The following is a 26,487-nucleotide window of genomic DNA, read 5'->3' on the forward strand; positions in this document are numbered from 1 at the left end:
ATGCCAGCACATCACGCAGTACTCATTAAAAACCAGGAAGATGCCAGGTATATCATGCGGGATATAGGTGTTGACCCGGCCGGGTATGCCTATATGGTTCCGAAAGCGGTATACCGGTGTATTAAACTTAAAGACATTAGCTCTCGATCTGCTAATATCATAAAGCAAGAGATGCTTTCTAAGGGCGGTGAAGCTGCCGTAAGCAGGGAAGCGTTCGCATTAGAGGGTAAGACGGATGTCCTTTTGATGGGAACTCTAACCCATTATCGCCAGCTAATTAAGAAACTAAAGGTGCAGCCCTTCGGATTAGAGAAGCTGGCCGGGGAAATACAGGGTATTATTGAGGCGTTAGAACCTGATCAGCGTACTATGCAGTTGGCCAATAACAAAAAATTAGAATTCGGGAAACGTACTTTAATTATGGGAATACTAAACGTAACCCCGGATTCTTTTTCTGATGGAGGGCTTTTTGAAGACCCGGTTAAAGCGGTAGATCATGCTCTACAGATGATTGAGGATGGAGCCGACATTATTGATATCGGAGGAGCTTCTTCGCGTCCCCAGTCAGCTATGGCTAGTGAGGATGAGGAAATAAAAAGGATCGCGCCGGTTGTAGAACGTCTGGCTAAGGAAGCGGTTCCCCTCTCTATTGACACCTTTAGGGGCCGGGTGGCTCAGGCCAGTTTAGAAGCAGGGGCTAATATTATCAACGATATTGGCAGGCTACAGCTAGATGCCAGGTTATTGCCGGTTTTAGTTAACCACCAGGTTCCGGTGATATTAATGCATAATCGCATGCAAATGCGCTCAGGAGAGCCCTACCAGGATTTAATCAGCGATATTATAGCAGAGTTATCCGAATCAATCAGGCAAGCTGTAGAAGCCGGCTTAGGTCAGGATAAAATTATCGTCGATCCGGGAGTAGGTTTCGGTAAAGAAGTTTACCAAAACCGTTTGATTATTAAGCACATGGAAGACTTTAGAAGCCTGGGATTTCCCGTATTATTAGGGGCTTCCCGCAAATCCTTTATTGGGAAAACCCTTAACCTGGAAGTCGATGATCGTCTGGAAGGAAGCCTGGCTGTCTTAGCCATGGGTATAATGGGAGGAGCAGATATTATCCGGGTACATGATGTTAAGCAAAGCCGCAGAATAGCGGATATGATTGATGCGGTGAGAAATGAAAATGGATAGTATTATAGCCCGGGGTCTGCGATTTACCGGATGTCATGGGGTACTGCCTGAGGAAAAGGTAACCCCGCAGCCTTTCGTGGTTGATCTGCAAATGTTTCTGGATCTGCAGGCAGCCGGAGAAAATGATGATTTAGACAAAACGGTAAGTTATGACCAGGTGTATAAAAAAGTGCGCCACCTGGTGGAAAATAATTCCTACCAGCTGATTGAGGCTTTGGCAGAGAATATTGCCCGGGTAGTATTACAGTTTAATTTAATTCATGAAGTAGAAGTAACTGTTTATAAACCGGAGGCTCCAGTTAACGGCGATTTCGATTACTTTGCTGTTAATATCCGACGATCTAGGCGATAATTATTGCCCTGCAGCCTGAGAATATGCTAATTTAAAGGGTGAACCCTATTATGACAGAAGTATTTATTAGTCTGGGTACTAACCTGGGCAATAAAAAGGATAATCTGGCGCAAGCCGTTAAGTATATAGCTGCTATTCCCGGGGTGAACCTGGCAAGTTTATCTTCTCTTTATGAGACTGAACCCTGGGGAAAAACTGATCAGGATGTTTTTTTAAACCAGGTGGTAAAAATAGAGACCGACTTGTCAGCTTCCAAGTTATTAGGTATGCTTAACGAAATTGAAATCAAAATGGGCCGCCAAAGGGTAGAAAAGTGGGGCCCACGTATTATAGATCTGGATATTCTTTTGTATGGGAAGGAAGTCATCAATTCTGAGGATTTGGTGATACCCCACTCCCGCATGCGTGAGAGGTTGTTTGTACTTGTTCCATTAAAGGAGATCTGTGCGGATCTGATTTTCCCTGATGATGGAACTGAAATTGAGGAGGTGTTGGATAGAGTTTTAGCCCGAGAAGGAAACAAAGGAATAAAACGTATCTAGGGGTCTCCCGCCGGTACTTTTTTAAAAGTTACCGCTTGTATCCCATAAGGACCAAGACGGAAAGAGAAAAAAGTATAGCTTTTTTCGCTCAACCCAAAAAGGGGGGTTTCATAATGAAAAGGATCGGAATTATTGGGGCGGGAGTTGTAGGAACGGCTGTTGGGGTGGTACTCAACCAGAAAGGCTATGAGATTACGGGTGTCCATGATATAAAATCCGAATCTACACTGCAGCTTGTGGAACGGATAGGATGTACCGCTCATACATCACCCCAGGAAGTTTCTCGCTCGGCAGACATTCTATTCATAACTACCAGTGATGCTTCCATCCAGAATGTCGTGGACACACTGGCTGATCGGAAGGCCTTTTATGAGGGACAGGTAATAGTCCACATGAGTGGTGCCCAGTCGTCAGAAATTCTGGATAGAGCGAAGCAGTTTGGAGCTATGGTTCTGTCGGTACACCCGCTGCAGTCTTTTGCTAATGTGGATCGGGCTATTGATAACCTGCCTGGGTCAGTGTTCAGCATTGAAGGCGATAAGGAAGCCTATGAGGTAGCGGTTTGTATCGTTGAAACCCTGCAAGGGGAATATTGTTTTATTGACCGTAAGGCCAAGCCCCTTTACCATGCAGGTGCTTGTGTAGTTTCTAATTATCTGGTTACATTAATTGATTTTGGGATCAAGCTTTTGGAGTCTACGGGGATACCACGGGAGGCTGCTTCTAAAGCCCTGATGCCCTTAATCAATGGTACTGTAAATAATATTCAGAATATTGGCATCCCCAGGGCGTTAACCGGACCCATATCCCGGGGAGATCTTACCACCATTTTGAAACATCTGGATTGCCTGGAGGAAATGGCACCAGAATTGATGAGACTTTATAGCTGGCTGGGCTATTATACTGCCGAAATTGCTTTGGAAAAAGGGACTATCGACACTGAGGCTATGGAAGAGTTCCAGCAGGTATTTGTTAAGGAATTATCCCTGGCAGCTTCGGCCAGTTAAGTTACAGTAATGGGACATGGTAAATTAAACCGGAAAAAGAGGAGTGATCATTATGGCACGGATAACAACTACTACCCTGAGGGATAAAAAAGCAAAAAATGAAAAGATAACCATGCTAACTTCTTATGATTATTCTACAGCAGTTATGGTCGATCAGGCCGGTATTGATATGATATTAGTAGGTGATTCACTGGGTAATGTCGTGCTGGGATACGAAAATACCCTGGCAGTTACTATGGAAGATATGATTCATCATACTAAAGCGGTCACCCGTGCTACCAGCAACTGCCTGGTAGTAGGAGATATGCCCTTTTTGTCCTATCACGTTTCCACCCAGGAGGCGGTACGTAATGCAGGACGTTTTTTAAAAGAGGCTGGTGCCCAGGCTATTAAGCTGGAGGGTGGAACTGAACGGGTTGATACGGTTAAAGCTATTCTGGATGCCCAGATTCCAGTAATGGGACATATTGGGCTTACCCCGCAATCGGTTAACCAGTTAGGTGGATTCAAGGTACAGGGTAAAGATCTGGACACAGCCCGTAAGATGATTGAAGATGCCCGGGCTATGGATGAAGCGGGAGTTTTTGCTCTAGTATTAGAATGTGTACCTACTCTACTGGCTAAGCGGATTACAGAGGAGGTTTCCTGTCCTACTATAGGAATCGGAGCCGGCCATTACTGTGATGGGCAGGTTTTGGTTATCAATGATATGCTGGGCATGTTTTCCGGACATATTCCCAAATTTGTTAAGAAATTTGCTAATCTCCAGCCACTAATCATTGCTGCCTTAAAAGATTATAAAAAAGAAGTAGAAACAGGCACCTTCCCCGGAGAAGAGCATGGTTTTACTATCAAAGACGATGTTTTGGAGCGTCTATACTAAGGGGTAAGGGGAAGAAAACGGATGCAAATCATAAATAGTGTACAAGAGATGCAACAATGGTGCCTCAGTCACAAAAAGGCCGGAAAGACAATCGGACTAGTTCCTACCATGGGTTACCTCCATAACGGACATCTGGCCTTAGTCAAAGCGGCCCGCAAAGAATGTGACATAGTGGTGGTTAGTGTATTTGTTAACCCTATACAGTTTGGTGTAGGGGAGGACTTTGAAGAATATCCCAGGGACCTGAGCCACGATGCCGGTTTGCTGGAAAAAGAACAGGTAAATGCAGTGTTTGCTCCGCCGGTACGGGAAATGTACCCGGCGGGGTACAACACCTTTGTCGAAGTGACCGGAGAAATTACCCAAAAAATGTGTGGTAATTCCCGCCCCGGCCATTTTAAAGGTGTGACGACTGTAGTCAGTAAACTATTTCATATCTGTTTTGCTGACCGGGCATATTTTGGGCAAAAAGATGCCCAACAGGCCATGATCGTGGACAAAATGGTTCGTGAACTTAATTTTCCCCTGGAGATTATCCGGGTACCCATTGTTAGGGAACCTGACGGTTTGGCAATGAGTTCCCGCAACGTATATCTCGATGCAGATCAACGTAAACAGGCATTAGTTTTAAACCAGGCATTGCAGGCAGCGCAACAGGTGATTCAGGAAGGGGAAAGAAATATAGAGGTGGTCAGGGATGTCATGAAAAAGAAGATTGAACAAAGCCCTGATGCCCGGATTGATTATATCGAAATTAACGATGCCCGTGATCTTTCCACAGTGGAGAGAATTACGGAACCAGTGTTATTAGCACTGGCAGTTCGATTCGGAAACACCAGATTAATTGATAACCTGTTGGTGGAGGTGTAAGCTGTGCTGCGTTATATGCTGAAGTCCAAAATTCACCGTGCTATTGTGACCGATGCGGATCTTAATTATGTTGGCAGTATAACCATTGACAAGGATTTAATGGAAGCGGCCGATATAATTAACAATGAAAAAGTAACCGTAGTTAACAATAACAATGGTGAACGGTTTGAAACCTATGTAATAGAAGGCCAGCGGGGATCCAAAACTATTTGTTTAAATGGTGCCGCAGCCCGGAAGGTACACAAAGGTGATGTGGTAATCATCCTCACCTATACTATTTTAAATGATGAGGAATCTCAGACCCATCAACCTAAGCTGGTGTATGTTAATGATAAAAACGAGATCCAAAAAGTATGTCTGGGGAGTTATGAATAGGAGGAAGCCCTTAAATGTCCGGTAATTTACAGGAGTATATTCAGCGCAGAAAGCAGGAGCTGAATGGGATCATTATGGCGCATTTTTATCAGTTGCCGGAGATACAGGATGTAGCTGACTTTATAGGCGATTCTTTGCAATTAGCCCGGCGAGCGGCGGAAACTGACGCTGATGTCATTGCTTTTTGCGGGGTAAGTTTTATGGCTGAAAGCGCTAAGATTTTAAGCCCAGAAAAGGTGGTTTTACTTCCCTATCAGGAAGCAAGCTGTCCTATGGCGGATATGGTTACCGCGGAAGCCTTGCGCAAAAAGAAACAGGAATATCCTGAGGCAGTAGTAGTTTGTTATGTTAATTCTTCGGCAGAGGTAAAAGCCGAGAGTGACATTTGCTGCACTTCCTCCAATGCTATTAACGTAGTAAGGTCAATTCCCGAAGATCGGCCTATCATTTTTGTTCCGGACCGCAATCTAGGCTCTTATATTGAGGGGCAGACGGGGAGAAAGATGATCCTGTGGGAAGGATGCTGTCCCATTCACGACCGCCTGACCCAAAAGGAAATAATAGAGAAAAAAGCCTTGCATCCCGCTGCCGAAATTGTGGTACATCCGGAAGTGCAGGCCGGGGTAGCCCAAATGGCTGATGCAGTGTGCTCCACCTCGGGGATACTGAAATATGTTCAGTCTAGCCCCGAACGGGAATTTATCATAGGAACTGAGGAGGGTTTTTTGTATACTCTTCAAAAACACTGCCCAGACAAAACCTTTTACCTGGCCCGTACCGATTTTCAATGCCAGGATATGAAATATATTACCCTGCCGGTGCTGGCCGATTCCCTGGCTAACCTCACTTATCAGGTAGAGGTACCGGAGGATATTCGCAGTAAGGCGTTAGGTTCATTAGAAAATATGCTGGCAGTAGCTCCTTAAGGTTATGGTCTAATAATGAAATCTATGGGGTCCGCAGATACGGACCCCTAAAAATTCTTTAGGAAAAGAAGAAGTGATATGAATATAACCAGGTATATTGGAACCTTGAATAGGAAGACTCCCACAGTTACTACCGACTTCCTCATAGTAGGGGGAGGGATTGCCGGGCTTTTTACGGCTTTAAAAGCTTCCGCTTATGGCGAAGTAACTGTGCTCACTAAAAAAACTATACGGGATTCAAATACGGGACTGGCTCAAGGGGGAATCGCGGCTGCTGTGCATGAAGAAGATTCCCCCTTCCTTCATCTGGAAGATACCCTGGAAGCCGGGGCTGGCTTATGCAATATTGAAGCAGTGGATATCCTGGTACGAGAAGGACCGGCTCGCGTAAGGGAGCTTATTGCAGCTGGGGCCAGTTTTGATATGAAAAATGGAGCTGTTTCCCTTACCCGGGAAGGGGCTCATAGTAAGGCGCGTATTTTACACGCTGCTGATGCTACCGGCGAAGCTATTCGTTCGGCTCTGGAAAGAAAATGTTTGGAAAATAGTGTTATTAAAATAGTAGAAGATCATTTCTTAATAGATATTTTAACGAATGATAATGATAGAGAATGCTATGGAGCCTTGGTTTACAATGCCAGTGATGGCAGCCAGCTGCTCTATATAGCCCGGGCAGTAGTCATTGCTACTGGAGGAGCTGGACAGTTGTATAAGTATACTACTAATCCGTCAGTAGCTACAGCGGACGGAATGGCGGCTTGTTACCGGGCGGGTTGCCGGCTTACAGATATGGAATTTATCCAGTTTCACCCCACAGTGTTGTTTAGCCATGATACCCAACGTTTTCTGATCTCGGAAGCAGTAAGGGGTGAAGGAGGGACTCTTTATAACACCCGGGGTGAAAGGTTCATGGATAAATACCATTCTTTAAAAGAATTGGCACCACGGGACGTAGTTGCACGGGCTATTCTACAGGAAAGTGTGCTTACTGGCAGTGATTATGTTTACCTGAACATGACTGATATACCCGGGGTAACCACCCGTTTCCCCAATATTTACCGCACCTGTTTACAACGGAACATTGATATAAGCCGTAATCTCGTTCCCGTATCACCAGCGGCCCACTATACCATGGGCGGCGTTGAGACGGATAGTTATGGAGAAACGGGTATTTATGGACTGTATGCCTGTGGAGAAGCTGCTTGTACCGGGGTACATGGAGCTAATCGTCTGGCCAGTAATTCCCTCCTGGAAGGAATTGTATTTGGACAAAGAATTGTCGATAAAATTGAAGAAATACTATACCGTCGTCAGATAAGGGTGGAGGAAATATTCAACCACTTTGATTCTAGCTGGATACATATATCACCATCCCAGGGGATCCACCCACAGGAGGCACGTACCCGATTACAGGAGATAATGTGGGAAAATGTGGGTATAATAAGAAGTGAGGACAGTCTGAAGAAGGCTAATCAGCAAATCGAGGATCTTTATACCCAGGTAGTGCAAGGGGATGATGTGCTGGCTTATTATGAAGTTATTAATATGCTGATTGTGGCCCGTATAATAGTACAGGCTGCTCTATATAGGAGAGAGAGCCGGGGAGGACATTTTCGCCTGGATTATCCTGTCCGGGATGATCTGCGTTGGCTGCGCCATATTGCCTTCGTTAATTGTTAAAGTGTTAGCGTGGCTGTAATTTTAACGGTAATTAACGATGGGTAAACTCCTGGCCAGGTAACATTTCCCGGAGGTTTTGGGAAGCTGAAAAAGCCCGCTTTAACTGGCCCGGGGTTTAACGGTAAAATGAACCAGTTTATTAGCAGTTGTCAGAAGGACCTTAGCTAATGTTAGTTTAAACCCGGCTTAAAACATAAAGGGTTTTATGGGATAATTAACGATAATGCGAATTACGCTGCTATAAATTGTACATATTAGGAGGACGATGATGGAGTTTTTGGGTTTGCAGGACCTGGTACGAAGGGCACTGGAAGAAGATATCGGCCACCAGGATATCACTACTGGCAATCTGGTTCCCGCTGAACAAAAGGCCCGGGGGATCTTTTATGCTAAATCACCGGGAATTGTAGCGGGTCTTGAAATAGTGCGCCAAGTTCTCATCTTTCTGGATGCGGATCTTAAGTTTACTATTTATAAAGCAGATGGTGAGCAAGTAGCAACCGGGGAAGCTATTGCTGAGGTTCGAGGGACCACCCGGGCACTTTTAACCGGGGAAAGAGTCGCTCTTAATTTTCTGCAGCGCCTGTCAGGGATAGCTACCCGCACTAGGCAAATGGTGGAAATGATCAAGTACAACAAAGCTGAGCTGGTGGATACCCGCAAAACTACCCCGGGACTGCGCTACCTGGAAAAATATGCGGTAGCAGTAGGGGGAGCTCGTAACCATCGTTTCGGGCTATATGATGGGGTTATGATTAAAGATAACCATATTCGGGCAGCAGGTGGTATTCAAAAAGCGATTAGTGTTATACGTCAAAAAGTGCCCCATACTGTAAAAATTGAGGTTGAAGTAGAAGATCTAAAGCAGCTGCAGGAAGCCCTGGAATCACGGGCTGACATTATCCTGCTGGACAACATGACCCTGGAAGATATGAAAAAAGCCGTAGAAATGGCTGAAGGCAGGGCCCTTTTAGAAGCATCCGGGGGTATACAAGAAGAAAATCTGGTGGAGGTAGCTAAAACCGGGGTAGACTTTATTTCGGTAGGGGCTCTCACCCATTCGGTAGTCAGTATGGATATAAGTTTTGACCTGATAGAAATTTACTCATAAAAAGACCCGACTAATCGGCGGGCGGCCAGGGATAGGTAGTGTTTGGCGGGGTTTAAGCAACGGGGGCGTTTTAGGCCACAATCGGGATAAAAAATATGGGGGTATTATTACTAATAAAAATAATTTATCACCTATTTATATTAGTCCGCGGCATATGAGCTAATTATCTTTACTGTTCGCCCGATTAACCTTTGCCAATCCATTAACCTAATCCATCTGGGCTGGTAAACTGACTGGTTTCCGCTTATTCGGATCAGGTTTTCTCTGTGTTATAATTAAAAAGGCTTCATCAGAAGCCTTTTTTAGTTTATGAATGTATGTTTGCGGAAATTGGTGGGTTCCAAAGAAAACTTATCACCGGCCAGTGATAAGATCAGGGGCGTCACTGGATAATCGTAAGGATTAGAGGATACCATAAGGGGAATTTGGCATAGGTGAACTAAGGCTGGCTTTTAAAGAGGACAGCCTGCTAATGTAGGCAAACTCGAAGCCGGATGGTTTACATCCTGTATAATTCAGGAGTAAGCCTAAACAAGTGAAAAAACGGGTTAGGGCTTAAGTAGTCGCGGACAATAGATAAGTCCTTAGCCGTGGCTAACTCCCCGAAAAGCTATAAAAGATTGCCAATAGCGAATATAATCTATATTATCTTTAGGGACAGATTATTTCAAAGATTAAGGAGCCAGGACCTTGCTATTTAATTCATACGAATACATTTTTGCATTTTTACCCCTGATGCTGATCGGGTATTTTTTTATAAACTGGTTAGGTCGGACCACTGCTGCCCGGGTATGGCTGGTGGCCGGATCGCTGTTTTTCTATAGCTGGTGGAACATTGCTTACCTGCCCTTGATTGTTATATCTATTCTGATCAACTACCGGCTTGGTTCATGGCTGGGCAAAGATCAAAATTTACCAGTATCCCGTAAAAACATCCTCATAACCGGATTAGTATTTAATATAGGGCTTTTAGGCTATTTCAAATATGCGGATTTTTTCATCAATAATGTAAATTTTCTATTTTCTACCCATATAAAGCCCCTGGGATTACTTTTGCCCCTGGCCATTAGCTTTTTTACCTTTCAGCAGATTGCCTATCTGGTAGACGCTTACCGGCAGGAGACCCGAGAATATAACCTGTTGAACTATGCCTTGTTTGTATCCTTTTTCCCCCAGTTAATTGCCGGACCTATTGTTCATCACCGGGAAATGATGGGCCAATTTAACGATCCAGATAGAAAAACTGTAAACACCCGCAATATAGCAGCCGGGATATTTCTTTTCTTTATCGGCCTGGCTAAAAAAGTACTCATAGCAGATACCTTTGCTATCTGGGCTACCTATGGATTTGATACGGCTACTTATTTAACCTTACTGGAAGGATGGATCGTTTCCCTGTCCTATACTTTTCAACTCTATTTTGATTTTAGTGGTTATACTGATATGGCTATCGGGGCTGCCTTAATGTTTAATATCCGCCTGCCTATAAACTTCAGTTCACCCTACAAAGCACTATCTATACAGGATTTCTGGCGGCGCTGGCATATGACCCTAGGCAGGTTTTTGCGCAACTACATTTATATTCCCTTGGGGGGTAACCGGCAGGGACCAGCTCGTACCTACCGGAATCTAATGCTTACTTTCCTCATCGGGGGCTTGTGGCATGGAGCCGGTTGGACCTTTGTGTTCTGGGGTTTCTTACACGGAGTAGCCCTGGTAATCAACCGGGCATGGCAAAAATTAAACTTGAAAATGAACCATATTTTAGCTTGGTTTATTACCTTCAATTTTGTAAATGTGGCCTGGGTTTTCTTCCGCGCTACTACCTGGGAGGATGCCATTAAAGTCCTGAGGGCTATGTTAGGATTAAGCGGAGTTAAGCTTCCGGAATCTTTGGCTTATAAATTAAGTGGACTAGCCTCCTATGGAGTTACTTTTGGAGGATTTAGTATGGAAGAGTACTTGCCCCAGGCTTTGCCTATGGTAGTAGTTTTTATGGCAGTGGTATTAATTTTCCGCAATACCATGCAGATGAAAGACCGTTTCCGCCCGGGTTGGTTAAGTGCTCTGGTGATTAGTATTTTGGGGATTGCCTCTATAGTTAGCCTAACCAGGGTGAGTGAGTTTTTATATTTTAATTTTTAGAAATATTAAACAGGAGTAATAAAATGGAGCCTTATCGTAAATGGATAATTGCTACCCTGACTTTAATGTTAATCCCTTTGCTGGTAATAGGCGGGTTTAATTTTTTAATTGATCCACTATGGAATTTTAACCATGCCCACCAGTATAACCGTATCCAACTATCTTTTAACGAACGGCAGCAGAAAACTAATCGGATAACTTTTGGTAACCGGCAGTATGATAGCCTGATTATGGGGAGCAGTCGTATCACCTACATTAACCAGTATGATTTTAAGGGTTATAATGCTTATAATTATGCCCTGAGTAATATGCTGTTAGGAGAATACTATGATTATGCCCGGTATGCTCAAAATCAAAATGGCCGGGATTTTAACTATATTATTTTGGGACTAGACTTCTTTGCCACTAATAAAAATCTGGAGGTAGAGAACAGCTTCGAGTCCCCTGACTACTACTTTGCTCAGGCTGGTCAGCTGGGGTACCGATTTAAAACCCTGCTTTCCTCAGATGTGCTGAAATACGCTTGGCGGGATTTTGATGCCTCCCGTAATAACCGGGAGGAAAATTATGCCTATACCCGGGACAATGTCAAGATTTTAAATCCCATCCCGGCTGCGGAAAAGAAATGGCGGGTAGAGGCCAATTTAAAATGGTACAGCGAATCAGTCTACGGCCCTGGTTATAGCTATGGTGACGTACGTTCCACCCTGCAAAAATTAAAGGCAGATCATCCCCACAGCCAATTCGTAGTATTTACCACCCCCATTTCCGATCCCTTATTCCAGGTGTTGGTGGAACAGGGCAAACTACCCTGGTATGAACAATGGTTGCGGGATACAGTGGAGGTGTTTGGAGAGGTTTACAACTTTATGTATCCTAACTCCATAACTACTAATCTAGACAACTATTATGATGCCAGTCATTTTTATCCTCCTGTAGGGACCTTGATCGCCCACCGGTTAATGGATCAGGCTGATCCCTCTCTACCCGCAGATTTTGGAGTAAGGGTTACGGCAGAAAACCTGGAAGAACATCTGGAAATGGTTCGAAAATCTCTAAATAGGTAATAAAAAGCCGGTATTATTTTAAGGGTAAATAATAGAGAAGGTTCGTACAATGACAGCCTATCGCGGAAGTTGCTATATAGTATTATTTTGAGGGTAAACAAGGAAAAGGTTCCGCTATTCCCCTTTCGGATTACCGCATCAGGAAGTAAAGGGACTTCCTCTTGCTTCTTGTATACATGGGTAGGGGTATGGACTTGATGTTAACCTGGTGGTACAATTCTGGTTAACAACTCAAGAAAGGGACGATGGAAAAGATGCAGATGTCCACACGGGAGATAGTATTGGCTGCTTTGTTTACGGCTTTGATGTGCACTCTTACTATTTTGGTACGTATATTTCAGCCGGTGGTAGTAATACCGTTTAGTCTGCAACCTCTGGTTATGCTGCTGGCGGCTTCCTTATTATCTCCACGGGGAGTTTTTCTTAGCATGCTGGCCTATTTACTGTTAGGGTTAGTAGGGCTGCCAGTTTTTTCTGTACCTCCTTATGGGGGTCCGGCTTATGTATTAATACCTAGCTTTGGCTTTATCTTAGCCTTTCCTATAGCCGGCTGGGTTCAAGCCCGGGTACTTAAACATTCTAGTTTATTAAGTTTTATTGGTGCCGGGGTGGTAGCGGTAATAGTTTACTACTTAATCGGCTTGCCCTATATGTATCTCATACTTAGCTTCTATCTGGGACATACTGTAGATATTCTGCAAATACTAAAATTAGGCTTTTTCCCCTTTATAATCTTCGACCTGGGGAAAGTGGTAGTAGCGGCCTGGTTAGCCCTGGAGTTAAGCAGGAGATTAGATATCCGGGGCGAAACTGTATGGCAAAAAGGTAAAGTGCCTAAAGTGAGGTAAGTTATTATGGCTAATTCGATTACTGATGTTCCCGGTATCCAGGTAGGGTCTCAGCAGGATATAGATGCTCTGACTGGTTGCACAGTGGTTTTAACCGGCCCGTCAGGAGCAGTTGGCGGTGTTGATGTAAGGGGGGCGGCCCCGGGTACTCGTGAAACAGATTTACTTTCTCCTATTAATATGGTGCAAAAGGTTAATGCCATATTATTAAGCGGGGGGAGTGCCTTTGGTCTGGATGCTGCCGGTGGGGTGATGGACTACCTGGAAGAATGGGGTATAGGTCATTCGGTGGGACCTACGGTGGTACCCATTGTACCAGGGGCAGTAATATTTGATCTGGCGGTAGGAGATTATCGCATCAGGCCGGATCGACAGATGGGATATAGAGCTTGCCAGGCAGCCGGAAGGAAAGTAGAGGAAGGTAATGTTGGCGCAGGAACCGGAGCTACCGTTGGCAAGCTCCGGGGTTATAATAATTGTACCAAAAGTGGATTAGGTTCCTGGTCCATACAACTGGAAAATGGGTTAACCGTAGGGGCTTTAGTAGCGGTAAATGCCTTTGGGGATGTGTTTACGCCGGGGTTGGGCCGAATCATTGCTGGAGTTAGAGATGATAATGGCAAGATTATAGGGACTAAAGATGCCTATCTTAAGTATATGGCCGATTACCCTTCGCATGTAGATGGCGGTAGTAATACTACCATTGCCGTGGTGGCCTGTAATGCAGAGTTTAACAAAAGCCAGGCTACCAAAGTAGCCCAGATGGCCCATAATGGTCTAGCCCGGGTTATTAACCCTATCCACACCATGTATGATGGAGATACGGTATTTGCTTTGGCTACCGGCGATATAACTGCCGATGTTAACCTGGTAGGGTATCTGGCCCAAGAGGTACTGGCCCAAGCAGTAATTCGTGCTGTACAAGGAGCAGAGAGTATTCAGGGTTATAAAAATTGGCAGGATTAAAATTGGCGGTATGGTCCCTCCCCCTAAGCCTACTGGTATTCACGCCATCTTTGCTTTATTATTAAAAATGATCAGATCATAATGACGCTACTCAGCCGGGCTGAATAAGATAAGGAAAATATGGGATGGAGGGATGGCCGTGATATTAGTATTTGATGTGGGTAATACCAATATTGTAGTGGGAGTGTTTTCACGAGACAAGCTATTAACCCACTGGCGGTTGCGTACTGATACGATCCGTACCTGTGATGAATACGGCATGATTTTAAAGGCTCTTTTTGAACACCATAACCTTAATATACGCGGTATAAAAGCAGTTGTTATGTCTTCTGTAGTACCCAGTTTAATGATGGAACTGGAGAAAATGAGCAGCCGTTATTTTTCCTGCAAACCTTTAGTAGTAGGGCCCGGGGTCAAAACTGGTATGCCTATTAAATATGATAATCCCCGTGATGTAGGGGCGGACCGGGTGGTTAACGCAGTAGCCGCCTATCATAAATATGGTGGGCCACTTATTATTGTGGATTTCGGTACGGCTACTACTTTTTGCTTGGTCAATGAGAAAGCTGAATACCTGGGTGGGGCTATAGCGCCTGGTATACGCATTTCTACCGAAGCTCTGGTATCCAGGGCGGCTAAACTTCCTCGTGTAGAACTGGTCCGGCCTAAAAACGTAGTAGGTCGTAACACGGTAGCCAGTATGCAATCTGGTATTATTTTTGGCTTTGTGGGCCAGGTAGAAGGTATTATAAATCGTATGAAAAAAGAAATAAAAGGACAGCCCCAGGTGGTGGCAACTGGGGGGTTGGCGGCGACTATTGCCCGGGAAACAGATGTGATCGATGTAGTTGATGACTTTCTCACCCTGGATGGGCTAAGGATCATTTATGAGATAAACCGGGGGTAAATGAATGTTTTCTATTGGTAATGTAGCTATTTCCAACCGGGTACTGGCAGCACCTATGGCAGGTGTCACTGACAAGGCTTATCGCATTATTATGAAGTCATTTGGCTGTGGCATGGTTTATACAGAAATGATTAGTGATCTCGGACTAGTTTACGGACAGGAGCGTACCCACCATATGGTGGATTTATCTGGTGAAGAGCTTCCCATAGCAGTCCAAATTTTTGGCTCCGAAGCGGATGCCATGGTTAAAGCAGCCCGCCTGGTAGAGCAAAAGGGGGCTACTATTATTGATATTAACATGGGCTGTCCTACTCCCAAAATCGTAAAAAATGGAGAAGGGTCAGCTTTGATGAGGGATCTGCCCCGGAGTAGAAATATTATCCGTCAGGTGGTACAGGCGGTTCAGGTTCCTGTCACGGTTAAGATGCGCAAAGGCTGGGATGATCATAATGAGAGCTGTGTTGAATTAGCCGGCATCGCTGAACAGGAAGGGGCTAGTGCCGTAGCAGTTCATGGCCGTACCCGGGAACAATTCTATTCCGGCCAGGCTGATTGGGGGGCTATTGCCCGGGTAAAAAAAGCAGTGACTATTCCGGTGATTGGCAATGGCGATATATGGTCGGCTGACGATGCCGTACGTATGATCGAACAAACAGGTTGTGATGCAGTTATGATCGGCCGGGCGGCTATGGGCAACCCCTTTATTTTTCGAGAAACGGTGGCCCGGCTGGAAAAAGGAGAGCAAGTGCCTCCAGCTACTACCGGGGAACGGGTTCAAACTGCTATTGGTCATCTGGATCTGGCCTGCCGGTTTAAAGGAGAACCGGTAGCAGTAAGGGAAATGCGCAAACATTTTTCCTGGTATATGAAAGGGGTCAGAGGAGCAGCCCGGCTGCGGGAAGAGGTTAACCAGGCCCAAACCCGGCAGGAATTAATCGCTATCATCAGTGCCATCAATCCAAGGTTATAGGCATGAACGGTTCCTTTACTAAATAGATATATTACGTAGTTTGAATACATAAATATTACGGCTCCACGCTCTGCATGGGAAACACCAGCTGCTTGTCTTGCGGTTCCAGGGGCATCGGGCCGATTTACATCCATGTTCAACGACCTGGTTGGTGAGAAATAACGAACATCAGTGGTGCCCTGTGGGTGCGGCCCGCTTGCGACGTCCGTGTCGCTCGCCCCCTTTCGCGCTGGGCCTTCACAGGGTGTTTCCTACCATGCTCCGCTTAACGTTGCTCTCCATATTTATGTATTCAAACAAGCAAGATAATCCCAGGCGTTTATCCACTATTGATGCCTGGCTATGGGGTGTGATATTAGCGATCTTACGGGCCGCCATGATGCTGGCGGATAAGATAACTTGTATTGTGGTTACCTGTGCTATTTACATAAAACCGTACTTAGGGTTTTAGTAGTGTAATTAATATTAATAATGTGCGCCTATCAGGATTCTGGTAGGCGCTAGTTTATTCCAGCTTGTATGCTGCTGGCCGGGATGGTAAAATAAGTCTGTACACAAAACTGTGCGCAAGGAGGCCAGTTATGGATATATTCCGTATTCAGGATAAAATTATAAGCTGGCAGAAAATCGAAAAAACACTACAAAAAGCTTTAACACTACGTTCACGGGGTTTTTCCCAACAAGAAGTGGCTGACCGGCTGAAGATTGATCGTACTTTCATTTCCCGTTTGGAAGGGATTGGTGAGCTGCGTAAAGGCCAGTCGATTGCTTTTGTCGGTTTTCCCATCCTTAATAAGGAGGAGATCCGGGAGATTCTGGAGCGAGAAGGCGTAGACTTTATCCTTTTAATGACCGAAAAGGAACGCCTGGACTTTGTTAATAATCGCAGCGGCAAGGAATTACTTAATGAACTCATGGACCTGACTAGCCGGGTACGCTCTTATGAAGTTGTGATCTGTGTAGGCTCTGATGAAAGACTAAAACTACTGGAAGGTATTCTGGATGCTCAGGTAATTTTTATTGAGATTGGGTCCTCACCTATTACTGAGGATAAGTGGGTTGATCCCGAAGAAATTAAAAAAATATTGCGATCTATAAAATCGGCACGGCCCTTTTAATGGCTGGTAAATAAACCAATTAGTTCGCAAGGAGGGTTTCTCTTGAAACATGTTGTCAGTGTAAGTCTGGGATCTTCCAAAAGGGACCACAGTTTTGAAACTGATTTTATGGGTGAAAAAGTTCGCATCGAGAGGATAGGAACCGATGGCGACTGGGATAAAGCCATTAGCCTGATACGCCAATTGGATGGCAAAGTAGATGCCTTTGGTATGGGTGGAATTGACCTTTATATACGCATAGCAGGTAAGCCTTACATTATCAAAGATGCTAAACGCCTGGTAGCCGAAGCTAAAAAAACTCCTATGGTTGACGGTAGCGGGCTAAAAAACACCCTGGAAAGAAAATGTATTATGGATATCCAGCAACAGGGTATTCTCGACCTGCGCGGGAAAAAGGTTCTTATGGTATGTGCGGTAGACAGGTTTGGTATGGCAGAGGCTTTCGAGGAGGTGAGAGCCAGGCTGACCCTGGGGGATTTCATTTATACGGTAGGTGTGCCCCTACCCCTGCATTCGCTAAATACCCTGAGGATTTTTGGGCGTATAGCAGCACCTTTTGTTGTTCGTATGCCTTTTGATAAACTTTACCCGACTGGGGATAATCAGGAAGTCATAATTCCCAAACATTCTAAATATTATTATGATGCAGAGGTATTAGCGGGAGACTTTTTGTATATTCGCCGTTATTTACCGGAAAAATTAAATGGGCAAGTTATTATTACCAATACGACTACATCAGACGATATGAAAATGCTTAAACAGCGAGGTATAAGTAAGGTAATCACCACTACCCCTGACATGGGAGGTCGTTCCTTCGGTACTAATGTAATTGAGGCCTTAATGATTACCATCATAGGCCGACCGATTGACCAAATTTCACCGGATGATTATTTTGCCATGTTAAAAGAACTGGATTTTAAACCTGGTGTTGTGGATTTGGAGAAGATGGATGTTTGATGTAGACTTTGCTTTGTTAAATTTAAATGAAAGTGACCGTACGGGGTTAGTATTTCAGAAGTATTTTCTGGACCGGCTAACCCCGGTTTTTTTCTATCCCCGGATAAAGCAACTTATTGAGGTTCCAGGCATGGGTGCCGGCTGTAATATTCGTATTCCTCTGGGACCAGGTAACTTTCAGTTATTAAGTGCTGGTAACCGTCAGGTAGTTATGAATAAATCTGGGGGTATCATGGAAGAGTTGCAACTCCCGGTTATGGCAGTAGATCGGCGTATTAAGCCCCAAATGTATGAATTAACCACGGCTTTTCCCAGAATTTTTGGGGATAATTTTATTAAAGCCCTGGCTCTGGTTCTGCTGGAGAGAACTATATCTCGTCACGATATTAAGCGGGTAATTCTGGTTGGGGAGGTGGAAGAGTACTGTGATTTAATCGTGGCCACCAGCCAGTATGGAATTCCTATTGGTATTCAAACCCTAGATCCGGTTCACTATGAAGTGGTGACTTACCGCCTGTTATATGATCATGGTTGTGCGGTGAGTAATAGCTATCTTAACCCGGGGGAATGGGCCCAAGGTGAATTGGTTATGAGTCTTGATGCCCTTGCCTACCAATTTAATATCTTATCACCAGGGGTGTTTTTCATAAGGCTGGATAATAACAGCCGCTATATGGCACCGGAAATAGAGGCAGACTTAACCGGTGCATCCATAGATACTGCCCTTTATAATTTGGCGCCTATTCTAGAGACTTGTCTATTGATGCAGGCAGGAATTTCTTTTGATTATGCAGAACAAACTAAAGCGAAGGTCCAAAATCCGCAACCCCTCTTGGTACTTAAAGAAGCCGGGGAACGTGTGGGACTATGGGACCTCTTCCTTGACAAGGCTATATAAGGTCTTTATAATACCATAAAGGATTTGGCAGCCCGGACATTTTTAGGAGGTTAAGCGAGCATAGCTCGCTTTTTGAACTTAATAAGTGAGGGAGCGATTTGATGGCGGAAGAAAAAGAGGTTCTATTAACTAAAGAGGGTTTAAGCAAACTTGAGTCTGAGTTAGAGCATTTGAAATCGGTTAGACGGGAGGAAGTAGCCGAACGGATCAAGCAGGCTATTGCTTTTGGAGATATATCGGAAAACTCAGAATATGAAGATGCTAAGAATGAACAGGCCTTTATAGAAGGCCGTATTATATCTTTAGAAAATATTTTGAAAAAAGCCCGCTTAATGGAAGATACCGAAATTCGTACAGATGTTGTTTCCTTTGGATCCCGGGTTACCTTACAGGAAATGAAATCGGGCCGCGAAATTGCCGTCACCCTGGTTTCCTCAGTAGAATCCAAACTTAAAGATGGTAAAATATCAAACGAGTCTCCAGTCGGTAAAGCGATTCTGGGGAAAAAGGTCAATTCAATAGTGGAAGTTGAGGCTCCGGCAGGACTTATAAAATATAAAATAGTTAAGGTCGAAAGATAAATCAGAGGTTAGGCTTAGTCGATCCGGAGAGGTGCTATACTATCATGTCCTATTTTGTCTTTTAAGGAAGTGTTACCATTGTCAGATTTGAATACACCGGTAGATGTAAACTTGAATGAGCTAAAAAAAGTACGACTAGAGAAACTTGATGAACTTCGTGCTGCCGGCGTTGATCCATTTGGCCAGCGTTTTGATCGTAATGCAACCGCCCAGGAAATTATAGATAATTTCGATGCCAACGAAGGGCAGGAAGTAATCATAGCCGGCCGGATTATGTCCAAACGCCGCCATGGTAAGGCCGGATTTGCTGATATGCACGATCTCTCTGGAAGTATTCAGCTCTATTTCCGCAAGCAGGATGTAGGGGAAGAGAAATATGAGCTGTTTAAGAAGATGGATATTGGCGATATCCTAGGTATCAAAGGCGAGGTTTTTCGTACTCAAAAGGGAGAAATCAGTATTCACGTCAGAGATTTTACCTATCTATCCAAGTCAATAAATCCCCTGCCGGAAAAATGGCACGGTCTTAAGGACGTGGAATTGCGTTACCGGCAGCGCTACGTGGATCTTATTGTTAACCCGGAAGTTAAAGAGGTATTTATAAAACGTAGCCGCATCATAAAAGAGATGCGTAATTACCTGGATAGCCGGGGATTTTTAGAGGTAGAAACCCCCATGATGCAGCCTATTGCTGGCGGAGCAGCAGCTCGCCCCTTTATTACTCACCATAATGCCCTGGATATTGATCTGTACCTGCGTATAGCTCCGGAACTATATTTAAAACGTCTTATTGTGGGCGGGCTGGAAAGGGTTTATGAGATTAACCGTAATTTCCGCAATGAAGGTATATCCACCCGTCATAACCCGGAATTTACCATGTTGGAATTATACCAGGCTTATGCTGATTACCAGATTATGATGGAACTAACCGAAAATCTTATTTCTACGGTAGCCATGAAGGTTAATGGCAGCATGGAGGTGGAATTTGAAGGGCAAATTATTAACTTTGCACCTCCCTGGAGAAGGATTCCCATGCTAGATGCCATTAAAGAGCATACGGGTCTGGATTTTACGGTCATAACTACTGATGAAGAGGCTCGCCAGGCGGCTCGGGGTTTAAATATGGAAATTTCTGCTCAAGCCACCCGGGGGGAAATTATCAATGAGGTTTTTGAGGAATTTGTAGAGGATAAGCTGATTCAGCCTACTTTTATTTATGGTCATCCGGTGGAGATTTCGCCATTAGCAAAACGTAATCAGCAAAATCCCCAATTTACCGACCGTTTCGAAGTTTTTATCATGCAAAGGGAGATTGCGAACGCCTTTTCGGAATTAAATGATCCTATCGATCAAAAGGAACGTTTTGTGAAGCAGATGGAAAAAAGGGCGGGTGGAGACGTAGAGGCCCATATGATGGATGAGGATTACATAAATGCCCTGGAATATGGTATGCCCCCAGCGGGAGGTTTAGGGATTGGCATTGACCGGGTAGTGATGCTTATTACTGGTTCGCCTTCTATTCGTGATGTCATCCTCTTTCCTACCTTGAGACCACGTGAATTATAAACAGGATTAAAAGCATGCCGGTTAGTGGCTGGCATAGGGTTAAGAAGCGGGGAAAACAGAAAAAGGGCTGGAAGCAGGGAAAAACATGACACTATTGTGCATATGCCTTTCCTCCGCCTCCGGCCCTTCATATTTCCTCCTGTGTTTACCTGGTTAAATGCTGTATTTACGCATTTCTTCCTGGAATCCGCCGGTAAGTTGTTCTAACTGGTGGATATAGCTGGTCAGGTCTTTAATTTTGTCGGAGTATTCGGTTACATTGGCACTCATTTCTTCGCTGGAGGCTGAATTTTCTTCAGCTATAGCGGCCAGGGTATGCAGATTCTGGAATACTTCCGAAATATGTTTAGTTTCACCGGACAGTTCCTCCACCAATGCTACAATAGTTGCAGCTACCTGTTCAATAGCATGAGTAGAGTTTAGACTTTCTTCTACGGCCTGTTCCAATCCCCGGTTACTATTTTCTAATTGTTTAAACTGGGCTTGAATATCAATTACCAGTGTATTTACTTCGTTTACGAAATGCTGCAGGTTCTCATTGATAGTTTTGACGGCCTGTTTGACATCATCAGCTAGTTGGCGGATCTCCTCGGCAACTACAGCAAAACCCCGTCCTTGTTCACCAGCCCGGGCGGCCTCAATGGCAGCATTAAGGGCCAGCAGGTTTGTCTGATCAGCAATCCCTTCCACAGTAGTCACAATCTCCATAATGTTTTCTACCCGTTCGGAAAGATCAGTACCTTGCCGGTTTACATCACGAAACTGATCCCGGGTTTCCAGAAGCAAACCAGCTACCCGTTTTACTTCACCAAAAGAATTATGAATACTGTTTACGGCCTCTTCCAGACTGGTTCGGGTATCCAGTTCCCGCTGTGCAATTCCGTTTAAATTGTCAATATTTCCCGTAAGCACATTGACGGATTTTTCCGTTTCCTGAGCCTGGTATACGGCTCCTTCCGATACCTGTTGGACTACGGCGGCAATTACATCGGAAACCTCTTCCATTTCCCGGGCTATATCACTGAATTTTTGGCTAAAGCTGTGTAGATCATCAGTACCGCCTTTTAAATATAAAAAGTCCTTGCGTATAGCCAGCTTAAGCTGTTCCAGCTGTTGACTGATAACTTCCAGGTGATCCCCGGTATGGAGGGCAGTATCAGTAGCAAAGTCGAAATCCTGGAGCTGCTGCACTTGTGTCTCTAATCCTTGCAGGGGTTTCAGGGTTATGGAAGCCAGCAGCAAAGTGGCGACCAAGACAGCTCCGGTATAAACGAAAGGCAGGTAACCAAGTCCTTGACCTATAAGGAATATGGGTAGGGTCAGCAGTGCCGAAAAAAGAGCGATTTTGACCGGCAATCGTCCTCCTGATATAGAGGACAACCAGGTATTCCAGCGGTAATGTTTTTGATAATCTTCACCTTTTTCCAGCACCAGGTGTACCCGCATGAATTTAACCTTATCCTGAGTGCCCTGTTCTAAAACCTTTATCTCCAGTTTTTCCTGGAAAAAATCAGCACATCCCTCTAAAAGGCCCAAAAAGTAATCGAACATACCCCGAGGGGATTGATAGGTTAATTCCATTTCCCGGGGACCGTGTAGCTCAGCCAGTAAGCGCGGAGGGGTGGCTCCGGGAATTTTCCGGGTCAGCTGCAGGTGTAATTCGTCCATCATAACCAAAAGATCTTTAAGGCTTTTGCGGTCAAAATAGGAAGGGTAAGCCTGGTGAAAACTAGCTATATTGCTGCGGCCTATTTCTCTCCATACCTGCTGGGGGGTCTTTCCTACCTTTTGTGCCACCCAGGCAACGATCTCCCGGGGTTCGTTATCAGGTATATCTTCCAGGGGAGTAATTATTCTCTGGCGGGACCAGCCCCGGGTCATAAGAGCTTCCTCCAGTATGGCTGGGCCGTAAATCTCTTCCAGGCTATTCAACCATGTTCCTACTACGGTTCCTTTCATAAAGTAACACCCCACAATCTTACATAATCTAAAATAGAGCACTATAAGCACTAAGCACTGTATATAATGGTAAAAGGGAGTTTATCCGGCAAATAAGCCTATCAGGAATATGCTTCCAGTTAATATCAATAGTATAGCAAACCCCAGGGTAATGGGGGAGTACCAATTCTAGCCTGATCAGGGATTAAAAAAATTTTATCTGGTTGCTTATAATCCCGCCTGAAGGTTGCGGGGGCAGCTAATTTGCTATATGATACTAGAGAATAAATGGATCGGCCAAGGAGGAGTACCGGTGATTGATGATAAAGGTAGGCTATTCGGAATAATTAATATTATCGACCTGGTGGTTTTGCTTTTAATTGTGGTAGTAGCCCTGGGGTATTTTTACCGGGATAGAAATGCAGATCCGGCTGTGACACGCACCGCCGAAGTTAAGGTAATATGCCCTTATGTACGTCCAGAAGTAGCAGAACAGATTAAAGTAGGCGATCAACTGGTAGCTCGCGGTCAGGTGCAGCCGGTAAAAGTTACCGAGTTACGTATCGAAACGGCCCGTGATACTGACACCCGGGCGGATGGAGAGTTGATCTTGCAAAAACACCCATTTCGCAAGGATATTTATTTAACCCTGGAAGGTCCTATTTCCAATACTGGTGCCGAGCTATACCTGGCTGGGCAGCAGGTTAGAGCAGGGCTGGATAAATTTATTGTTAAAACGGAGATATTCGAAGTCCAGGGGGAAATTTTGGAAATTAAGATCAAGGAGTAGGCCTATGGGATATACTCAGCATAGTTTTGTATTTAAAATTCTGGCGGGAAGCTGGTTTTTAGGGTGGTTATTTGCCCCCCCGGCAGACCGTTCCCAGGTTTTTGCGGGATCCTGGTTTTACCGGGGCAGTGCCTGGTTAGTACAGGCACTAGTAAAGGGCCTGTATCGTATAGGGCAACCTATAAACCGGTTAGCTTCTTCCAGCTACCTGATACAAAACCCGGTAGGGTTTATCGGGCTGCTGGTATTTTTCTATTTTATTACTGATATAATTATCAACCCGGAGGCTAATGTACCAGCCAGCCTGGTTATAGCCTTTTTAGCCATAGTTATACCCCTGCTGGTTAAGGCTCCCGGCATTGGGAAGGGAACCCTAATTTACCGGCTGTTCAAATGGTGGATACGTACAGAATAATTGTAATGGCAGAGGAGATGCCTTGTGGAAACAAAACTGGAAAACCTGCAACGCTTTTTATTATATATAGTCACGGCTTATGTTTTAATTGATTATGGGCTGCGCTCTCACGGTCCGGCTGTTATGGCCAGTTTATGGGATGAATTGCTATTCATAGCCATTGTCGGCCTATGGATTCTATTGGTAGCCCTAAAGGGGATCAAGCCTCATGGGGGTAAACTTTTATTACCCTTGTTGATATTTTATGGGACGGTATTTTTTATATATCTCATTAAAACCCAAGAGACTGCTATAGCTATTATGGAATTAAGGGCCTTACTGGAATATACCTTCTGGTTTTTTGTAGCTGTCAACCTGGTTAGTGGCCGGCAGCAGGTGAAGAATCTCTGTGATATATTCCTGGTGGTGGGAGTTATCGTGGCTTTATATGGTATTTACCAGTACATCACCGGGGTAGAGATTCCATCTACCTGGGTGGACCAGGCGGAAGCCGGCATACGTACTCGGGCTTTTTCCTTTATAGGCAGTCCTAATGTGCTGGGGAGTTTTCTCATATTACAAATCAGTATCGCCTTTGCTTCTTTCATGGCGACCCAGAACTGGCTGAAAAAACGGATTTATCTCGGGGTAAGCGGTATTTTATTGCTTTGCCTGGTTTTTACCTTGTCCCGGGGAGCCTGGCTGGTGTTTTTCTTCGCTTTTATCCTGCTGGGTCTATGGCTGGATAAAAGGATTATTCTGGTGTTGGTAGTTCTGGCTATGTTGACCCCGGTGGCAGTACCATCGGTATATAACCGGATGGCTTATATGTTAAGCCCCCAGTACGTTGCTTCCAGTGAAACGGGAGGAAGGATTGCCCGCTGGACTCAGGCGGTAGAATACTGGCAAGGAGAACCGACTACCGGTTTAGGATTAGGGCGTTTTGGAGGGGGAGTTGCTATTGCTAATTTCCCCGGATCTGCCTATAGTGTGGATAATTTTTATCTTAAAATAGCTACCGAAATGGGAATAGTAGGTCTCAGTGCATTTTTATATCTGATATTGTCAGCCCTGCGGGTAGGAAGACGATCGCTGGAACAGATCAATGACCGGTACCTGCATATACTGGGAACCGGTATCTTTGTTGGTTTAGTGGCTGTTTTAGGGCATAATTTTGTGGAAAACATGTTTGAATTCCCCTTGATGGCAACCTACTTCTGGTTTTTCCTGGGGGTTCTGGTAGCCCTACCGCTGGTGGAACCGGAAAAGGTGGAGGAGAAAGGAAATGGTTAAAACCAGAGTTCTTCATGTCATAGGTGGGGGAGAAATAGGTGGTGCAGAAGAGTTGGTTCTTACTTTAATGAGGCTCCTGGATAAGAGCCGATATGAACCACACTTGATTTGCCTATGCCCGGGTCCTTTTGTTGAAGTAGCCCGTAAAGAAGGTTTCCCGGCCCAGCTTATCCCTATGCGTAACAAACTGGATATAACTACGGTAGGGCCGGTGCAGGATTATATCTTTGATCATACAGTTGATATCGTGCACACTCATGGGGTGCGGGCCAACCTGGTGGCCAGGATTGCCGGGCACAGTCTGGGGGTTCCGGTAGTAACTACCGTACATAGTGTGTTGCGCTATGATTATGATACCTGGTTTAAGGCGGTTTTCGCCCGTTTTCTTACTAAGCTGACCAACCGCTATACAGATCGGTTTATAGCTATATCTGATGCCATTCGCCAGGAAATAGAGTCTATGCAGGTGGCTCCGGAACGAATAGAGGTTATACATAATGGCTTGGATACTTCCAAATTCGTATCCCCGCGTCCACCAGAACAGATGCAGGATTTACTGGGGCTAAATCCCAATCTAAAAATCATAACTATGGTAGCCCGACTCCACCCGGTCAAGGGACATGAGTACTTCCTGCGGGCTGCCCGTCAGGTGCTGGATCGTTACCCCGGAGTGCAGTTTTTAATTATTGGGGAAGGACCTGAAAGGGGTAATATAACCAGGTTGGTAAATGAGCTGGGGCTTAATGAGCGGGTAAGAATGCCGGGTTACTATACACCGATCGAGGATATATATGGGGTTTCTGATCTGCTGTGTGTGCCTTCGATAATGGAGGGTCTGGGTTTAGTTATACTGGAAGCCATGTATTTTAGGGTACCGGTTGTGGCCAGTGCCATCGGAGGTATCCTGGAAATAATCGAAGACGGGAAAGATGGAATCCTGGTGCCGCCCCGTGATCCTTCTGCCCTGGCCGGGGCTATTCTAGCTTTGCTAAAGGATGAACAGAGGGCTGAACGGTTAAAGGACGGCGGACAGGAGAAGATCAAAAATTTCACCCTGAAAAATATGGCCCAGCAGGTAGAACAAATATATGCAGAATTGGTGTGAGTAA

27 protein-coding genes are annotated in these 26,487 nt (G+C 44.9%); 26 read left to right on the forward strand and 1 reads right to left on the reverse strand.

Features of this window, described 5'->3' with window-relative positions:
- The 22 genes from folP (at position 1) to lysS (ending at position 20,963) form a co-directional block, all read left to right on the forward strand.
- Positions 1-1,194 carry a dihydropteroate synthase gene (gene folP / locus ACZ5Q0_RS06360; RefSeq protein WP_447182271.1) on the forward strand — a complete coding sequence of 398 codons (1,194 nt, stop codon included), beginning with the start codon at positions 1-3 and terminating at the stop codon, positions 1,192-1,194.
- Entirely contained in the window at positions 1,187-1,546 is a 360-nt protein-coding gene (gene folB / locus ACZ5Q0_RS06365; RefSeq protein WP_446818857.1) for a dihydroneopterin aldolase, read from the forward strand. Before folP ends, folB begins: the two co-directional genes overlap by 8 nt.
- 50 nt (positions 1,547-1,596) lie before the next feature.
- Positions 1,597-2,088 carry a 2-amino-4-hydroxy-6-hydroxymethyldihydropteridine diphosphokinase gene (gene folK, locus ACZ5Q0_RS06370; RefSeq protein ID WP_446818856.1) on the forward strand — a complete coding sequence of 164 codons (492 nt, stop codon included), beginning with the start codon at positions 1,597-1,599 and terminating at the stop codon, positions 2,086-2,088.
- A 113-nt stretch (positions 2,089-2,201) separates the two neighbouring features.
- On the forward strand, positions 2,202-3,095 hold the full coding sequence (locus ACZ5Q0_RS06375; RefSeq protein ID WP_446818854.1) for a Rossmann-like and DUF2520 domain-containing protein: 894 nt from the start codon (positions 2,202-2,204) through the stop codon (positions 3,093-3,095).
- A gap of 52 nt (positions 3,096-3,147) precedes the next feature.
- Entirely contained in the window at positions 3,148-3,978 is an 831-nt protein-coding gene (panB, locus tag ACZ5Q0_RS06380; RefSeq protein ID WP_446818853.1) for a 3-methyl-2-oxobutanoate hydroxymethyltransferase, read from the forward strand.
- A 21-nt stretch (positions 3,979-3,999) separates the two neighbouring features.
- On the forward strand, positions 4,000-4,848 hold the full coding sequence (gene panC, locus ACZ5Q0_RS06385; protein ID WP_446818852.1) for a pantoate--beta-alanine ligase: 849 nt from the start codon (positions 4,000-4,002) through the stop codon (positions 4,846-4,848).
- A 3-nt stretch (positions 4,849-4,851) separates the two neighbouring features.
- Positions 4,852-5,223 (forward strand): aspartate 1-decarboxylase, encoded by a 372-nt coding sequence (gene panD, locus ACZ5Q0_RS06390; protein ID WP_464827273.1) that lies wholly within the window; start codon positions 4,852-4,854, stop codon positions 5,221-5,223.
- 14 nt (positions 5,224-5,237) lie between these two features.
- On the forward strand, positions 5,238-6,149 hold the full coding sequence (gene nadA / locus ACZ5Q0_RS06395; RefSeq protein WP_446818851.1) for a quinolinate synthase NadA: 912 nt from the start codon (positions 5,238-5,240) through the stop codon (positions 6,147-6,149).
- A 105-nt stretch (positions 6,150-6,254) separates the two neighbouring features.
- A complete protein-coding gene (gene nadB / locus ACZ5Q0_RS06400; protein ID WP_464827274.1) occupies positions 6,255-7,829 on the forward strand; it encodes an L-aspartate oxidase in 1,575 nt (524 codons plus the stop codon).
- A 268-nt stretch (positions 7,830-8,097) separates the two neighbouring features.
- Positions 8,098-8,940 (forward strand): carboxylating nicotinate-nucleotide diphosphorylase, encoded by an 843-nt coding sequence (gene nadC, locus ACZ5Q0_RS06405; RefSeq protein ID WP_446818849.1) that lies wholly within the window; start codon positions 8,098-8,100, stop codon positions 8,938-8,940.
- A 690-nt stretch (positions 8,941-9,630) separates the two neighbouring features.
- Positions 9,631-11,085, forward strand: coding sequence for an MBOAT family O-acyltransferase (locus ACZ5Q0_RS06410; protein WP_446818848.1), 1,455 nt, complete (start codon positions 9,631-9,633; stop codon positions 11,083-11,085).
- 23 nt (positions 11,086-11,108) lie between these two features.
- Positions 11,109-12,152 carry a hypothetical protein gene (locus tag ACZ5Q0_RS06415; protein ID WP_446818847.1) on the forward strand — a complete coding sequence of 348 codons (1,044 nt, stop codon included), beginning with the start codon at positions 11,109-11,111 and terminating at the stop codon, positions 12,150-12,152.
- A gap of 254 nt (positions 12,153-12,406) precedes the next feature.
- Complete coding sequence (locus tag ACZ5Q0_RS06420) at positions 12,407-13,000, forward strand: biotin transporter BioY (RefSeq protein ID WP_446818846.1); 594 nt, start codon at positions 12,407-12,409, stop codon at positions 12,998-13,000.
- A gap of 6 nt (positions 13,001-13,006) precedes the next feature.
- Positions 13,007-13,966, forward strand: a complete 960-nt coding sequence (locus ACZ5Q0_RS06425) for a P1 family peptidase (RefSeq protein WP_446818845.1) — start codon at positions 13,007-13,009, stop codon at positions 13,964-13,966.
- Positions 13,967-14,105: 139 nt separating this feature from the next.
- Positions 14,106-14,873: a type III pantothenate kinase gene (locus ACZ5Q0_RS06430; protein WP_446818844.1), complete on the forward strand. Its 768-nt coding sequence runs from the start codon at positions 14,106-14,108 to the stop codon at positions 14,871-14,873.
- A gap of 4 nt (positions 14,874-14,877) precedes the next feature.
- Positions 14,878-15,843 (forward strand): tRNA dihydrouridine synthase DusB, encoded by a 966-nt coding sequence (gene dusB, locus ACZ5Q0_RS06435; RefSeq protein ID WP_446818843.1) that lies wholly within the window; start codon positions 14,878-14,880, stop codon positions 15,841-15,843.
- 286 nt (positions 15,844-16,129) lie between these two features.
- Complete coding sequence (locus tag ACZ5Q0_RS06440) at positions 16,130-16,294, forward strand: hypothetical protein (RefSeq protein WP_464827275.1); 165 nt, start codon at positions 16,130-16,132, stop codon at positions 16,292-16,294.
- A gap of 130 nt (positions 16,295-16,424) precedes the next feature.
- Positions 16,425-16,961, forward strand: a complete 537-nt coding sequence (locus tag ACZ5Q0_RS06445) for a transcriptional regulator (RefSeq protein WP_446818842.1) — start codon at positions 16,425-16,427, stop codon at positions 16,959-16,961.
- A gap of 42 nt (positions 16,962-17,003) precedes the next feature.
- The gene (locus tag ACZ5Q0_RS06450; RefSeq protein ID WP_446818841.1) at positions 17,004-17,918 is read left to right on the forward strand and encodes a quinate 5-dehydrogenase; all 915 of its coding nucleotides are present in this window, start codon (positions 17,004-17,006) and stop codon (positions 17,916-17,918) included.
- Positions 17,911-18,816 carry a hypothetical protein gene (locus ACZ5Q0_RS06455; RefSeq protein WP_446818840.1) on the forward strand — a complete coding sequence of 302 codons (906 nt, stop codon included), beginning with the start codon at positions 17,911-17,913 and terminating at the stop codon, positions 18,814-18,816. Before ACZ5Q0_RS06450 ends, ACZ5Q0_RS06455 begins: the two co-directional genes overlap by 8 nt.
- 101 nt (positions 18,817-18,917) lie before the next feature.
- Positions 18,918-19,397 (forward strand): transcription elongation factor GreA, encoded by a 480-nt coding sequence (gene greA, locus ACZ5Q0_RS06460; RefSeq protein WP_446818839.1) that lies wholly within the window; start codon positions 18,918-18,920, stop codon positions 19,395-19,397.
- A gap of 78 nt (positions 19,398-19,475) precedes the next feature.
- Positions 19,476-20,963: a lysine--tRNA ligase gene (gene lysS / locus ACZ5Q0_RS06465; RefSeq protein WP_446818838.1), complete on the forward strand. Its 1,488-nt coding sequence runs from the start codon at positions 19,476-19,478 to the stop codon at positions 20,961-20,963.
- Positions 20,964-21,116: 153 nt separating this feature from the next.
- Here the strand turns inward: lysS and ACZ5Q0_RS06470 are convergent, their stop codons facing one another.
- The gene (locus ACZ5Q0_RS06470; protein ID WP_447182272.1) at positions 21,117-22,922 is read right to left on the reverse strand and encodes a heme NO-binding domain-containing protein; all 1,806 of its coding nucleotides are present in this window, start codon (positions 22,920-22,922) and stop codon (positions 21,117-21,119) included.
- A gap of 292 nt (positions 22,923-23,214) precedes the next feature.
- Between ACZ5Q0_RS06470 and ACZ5Q0_RS06475 the strand changes: the two genes are divergently transcribed.
- The 4 genes from ACZ5Q0_RS06475 to ACZ5Q0_RS06490 are packed head-to-tail and all read left to right on the forward strand — an operon-like array spanning position 23,215 to position 26,483.
- On the forward strand, positions 23,215-23,691 hold the full coding sequence (locus ACZ5Q0_RS06475; protein WP_446818836.1) for a DUF4330 domain-containing protein: 477 nt from the start codon (positions 23,215-23,217) through the stop codon (positions 23,689-23,691).
- A 4-nt stretch (positions 23,692-23,695) separates the two neighbouring features.
- Positions 23,696-24,106: a hypothetical protein gene (locus ACZ5Q0_RS06480; RefSeq protein ID WP_446818835.1), complete on the forward strand. Its 411-nt coding sequence runs from the start codon at positions 23,696-23,698 to the stop codon at positions 24,104-24,106.
- 24 nt (positions 24,107-24,130) lie between these two features.
- Entirely contained in the window at positions 24,131-25,378 is a 1,248-nt protein-coding gene (locus tag ACZ5Q0_RS06485; protein ID WP_446818834.1) for an O-antigen ligase family protein, read from the forward strand.
- A complete protein-coding gene (locus ACZ5Q0_RS06490; protein WP_446818833.1) occupies positions 25,371-26,483 on the forward strand; it encodes a glycosyltransferase family 4 protein in 1,113 nt (370 codons plus the stop codon). Before ACZ5Q0_RS06485 ends, ACZ5Q0_RS06490 begins: the two co-directional genes overlap by 8 nt.
- Positions 26,484-26,487: the final 4 nt, after the last annotated feature.

The sequence above is a fragment of the Syntrophomonas erecta subsp. sporosyntropha genome, assembly GCF_055395365.1.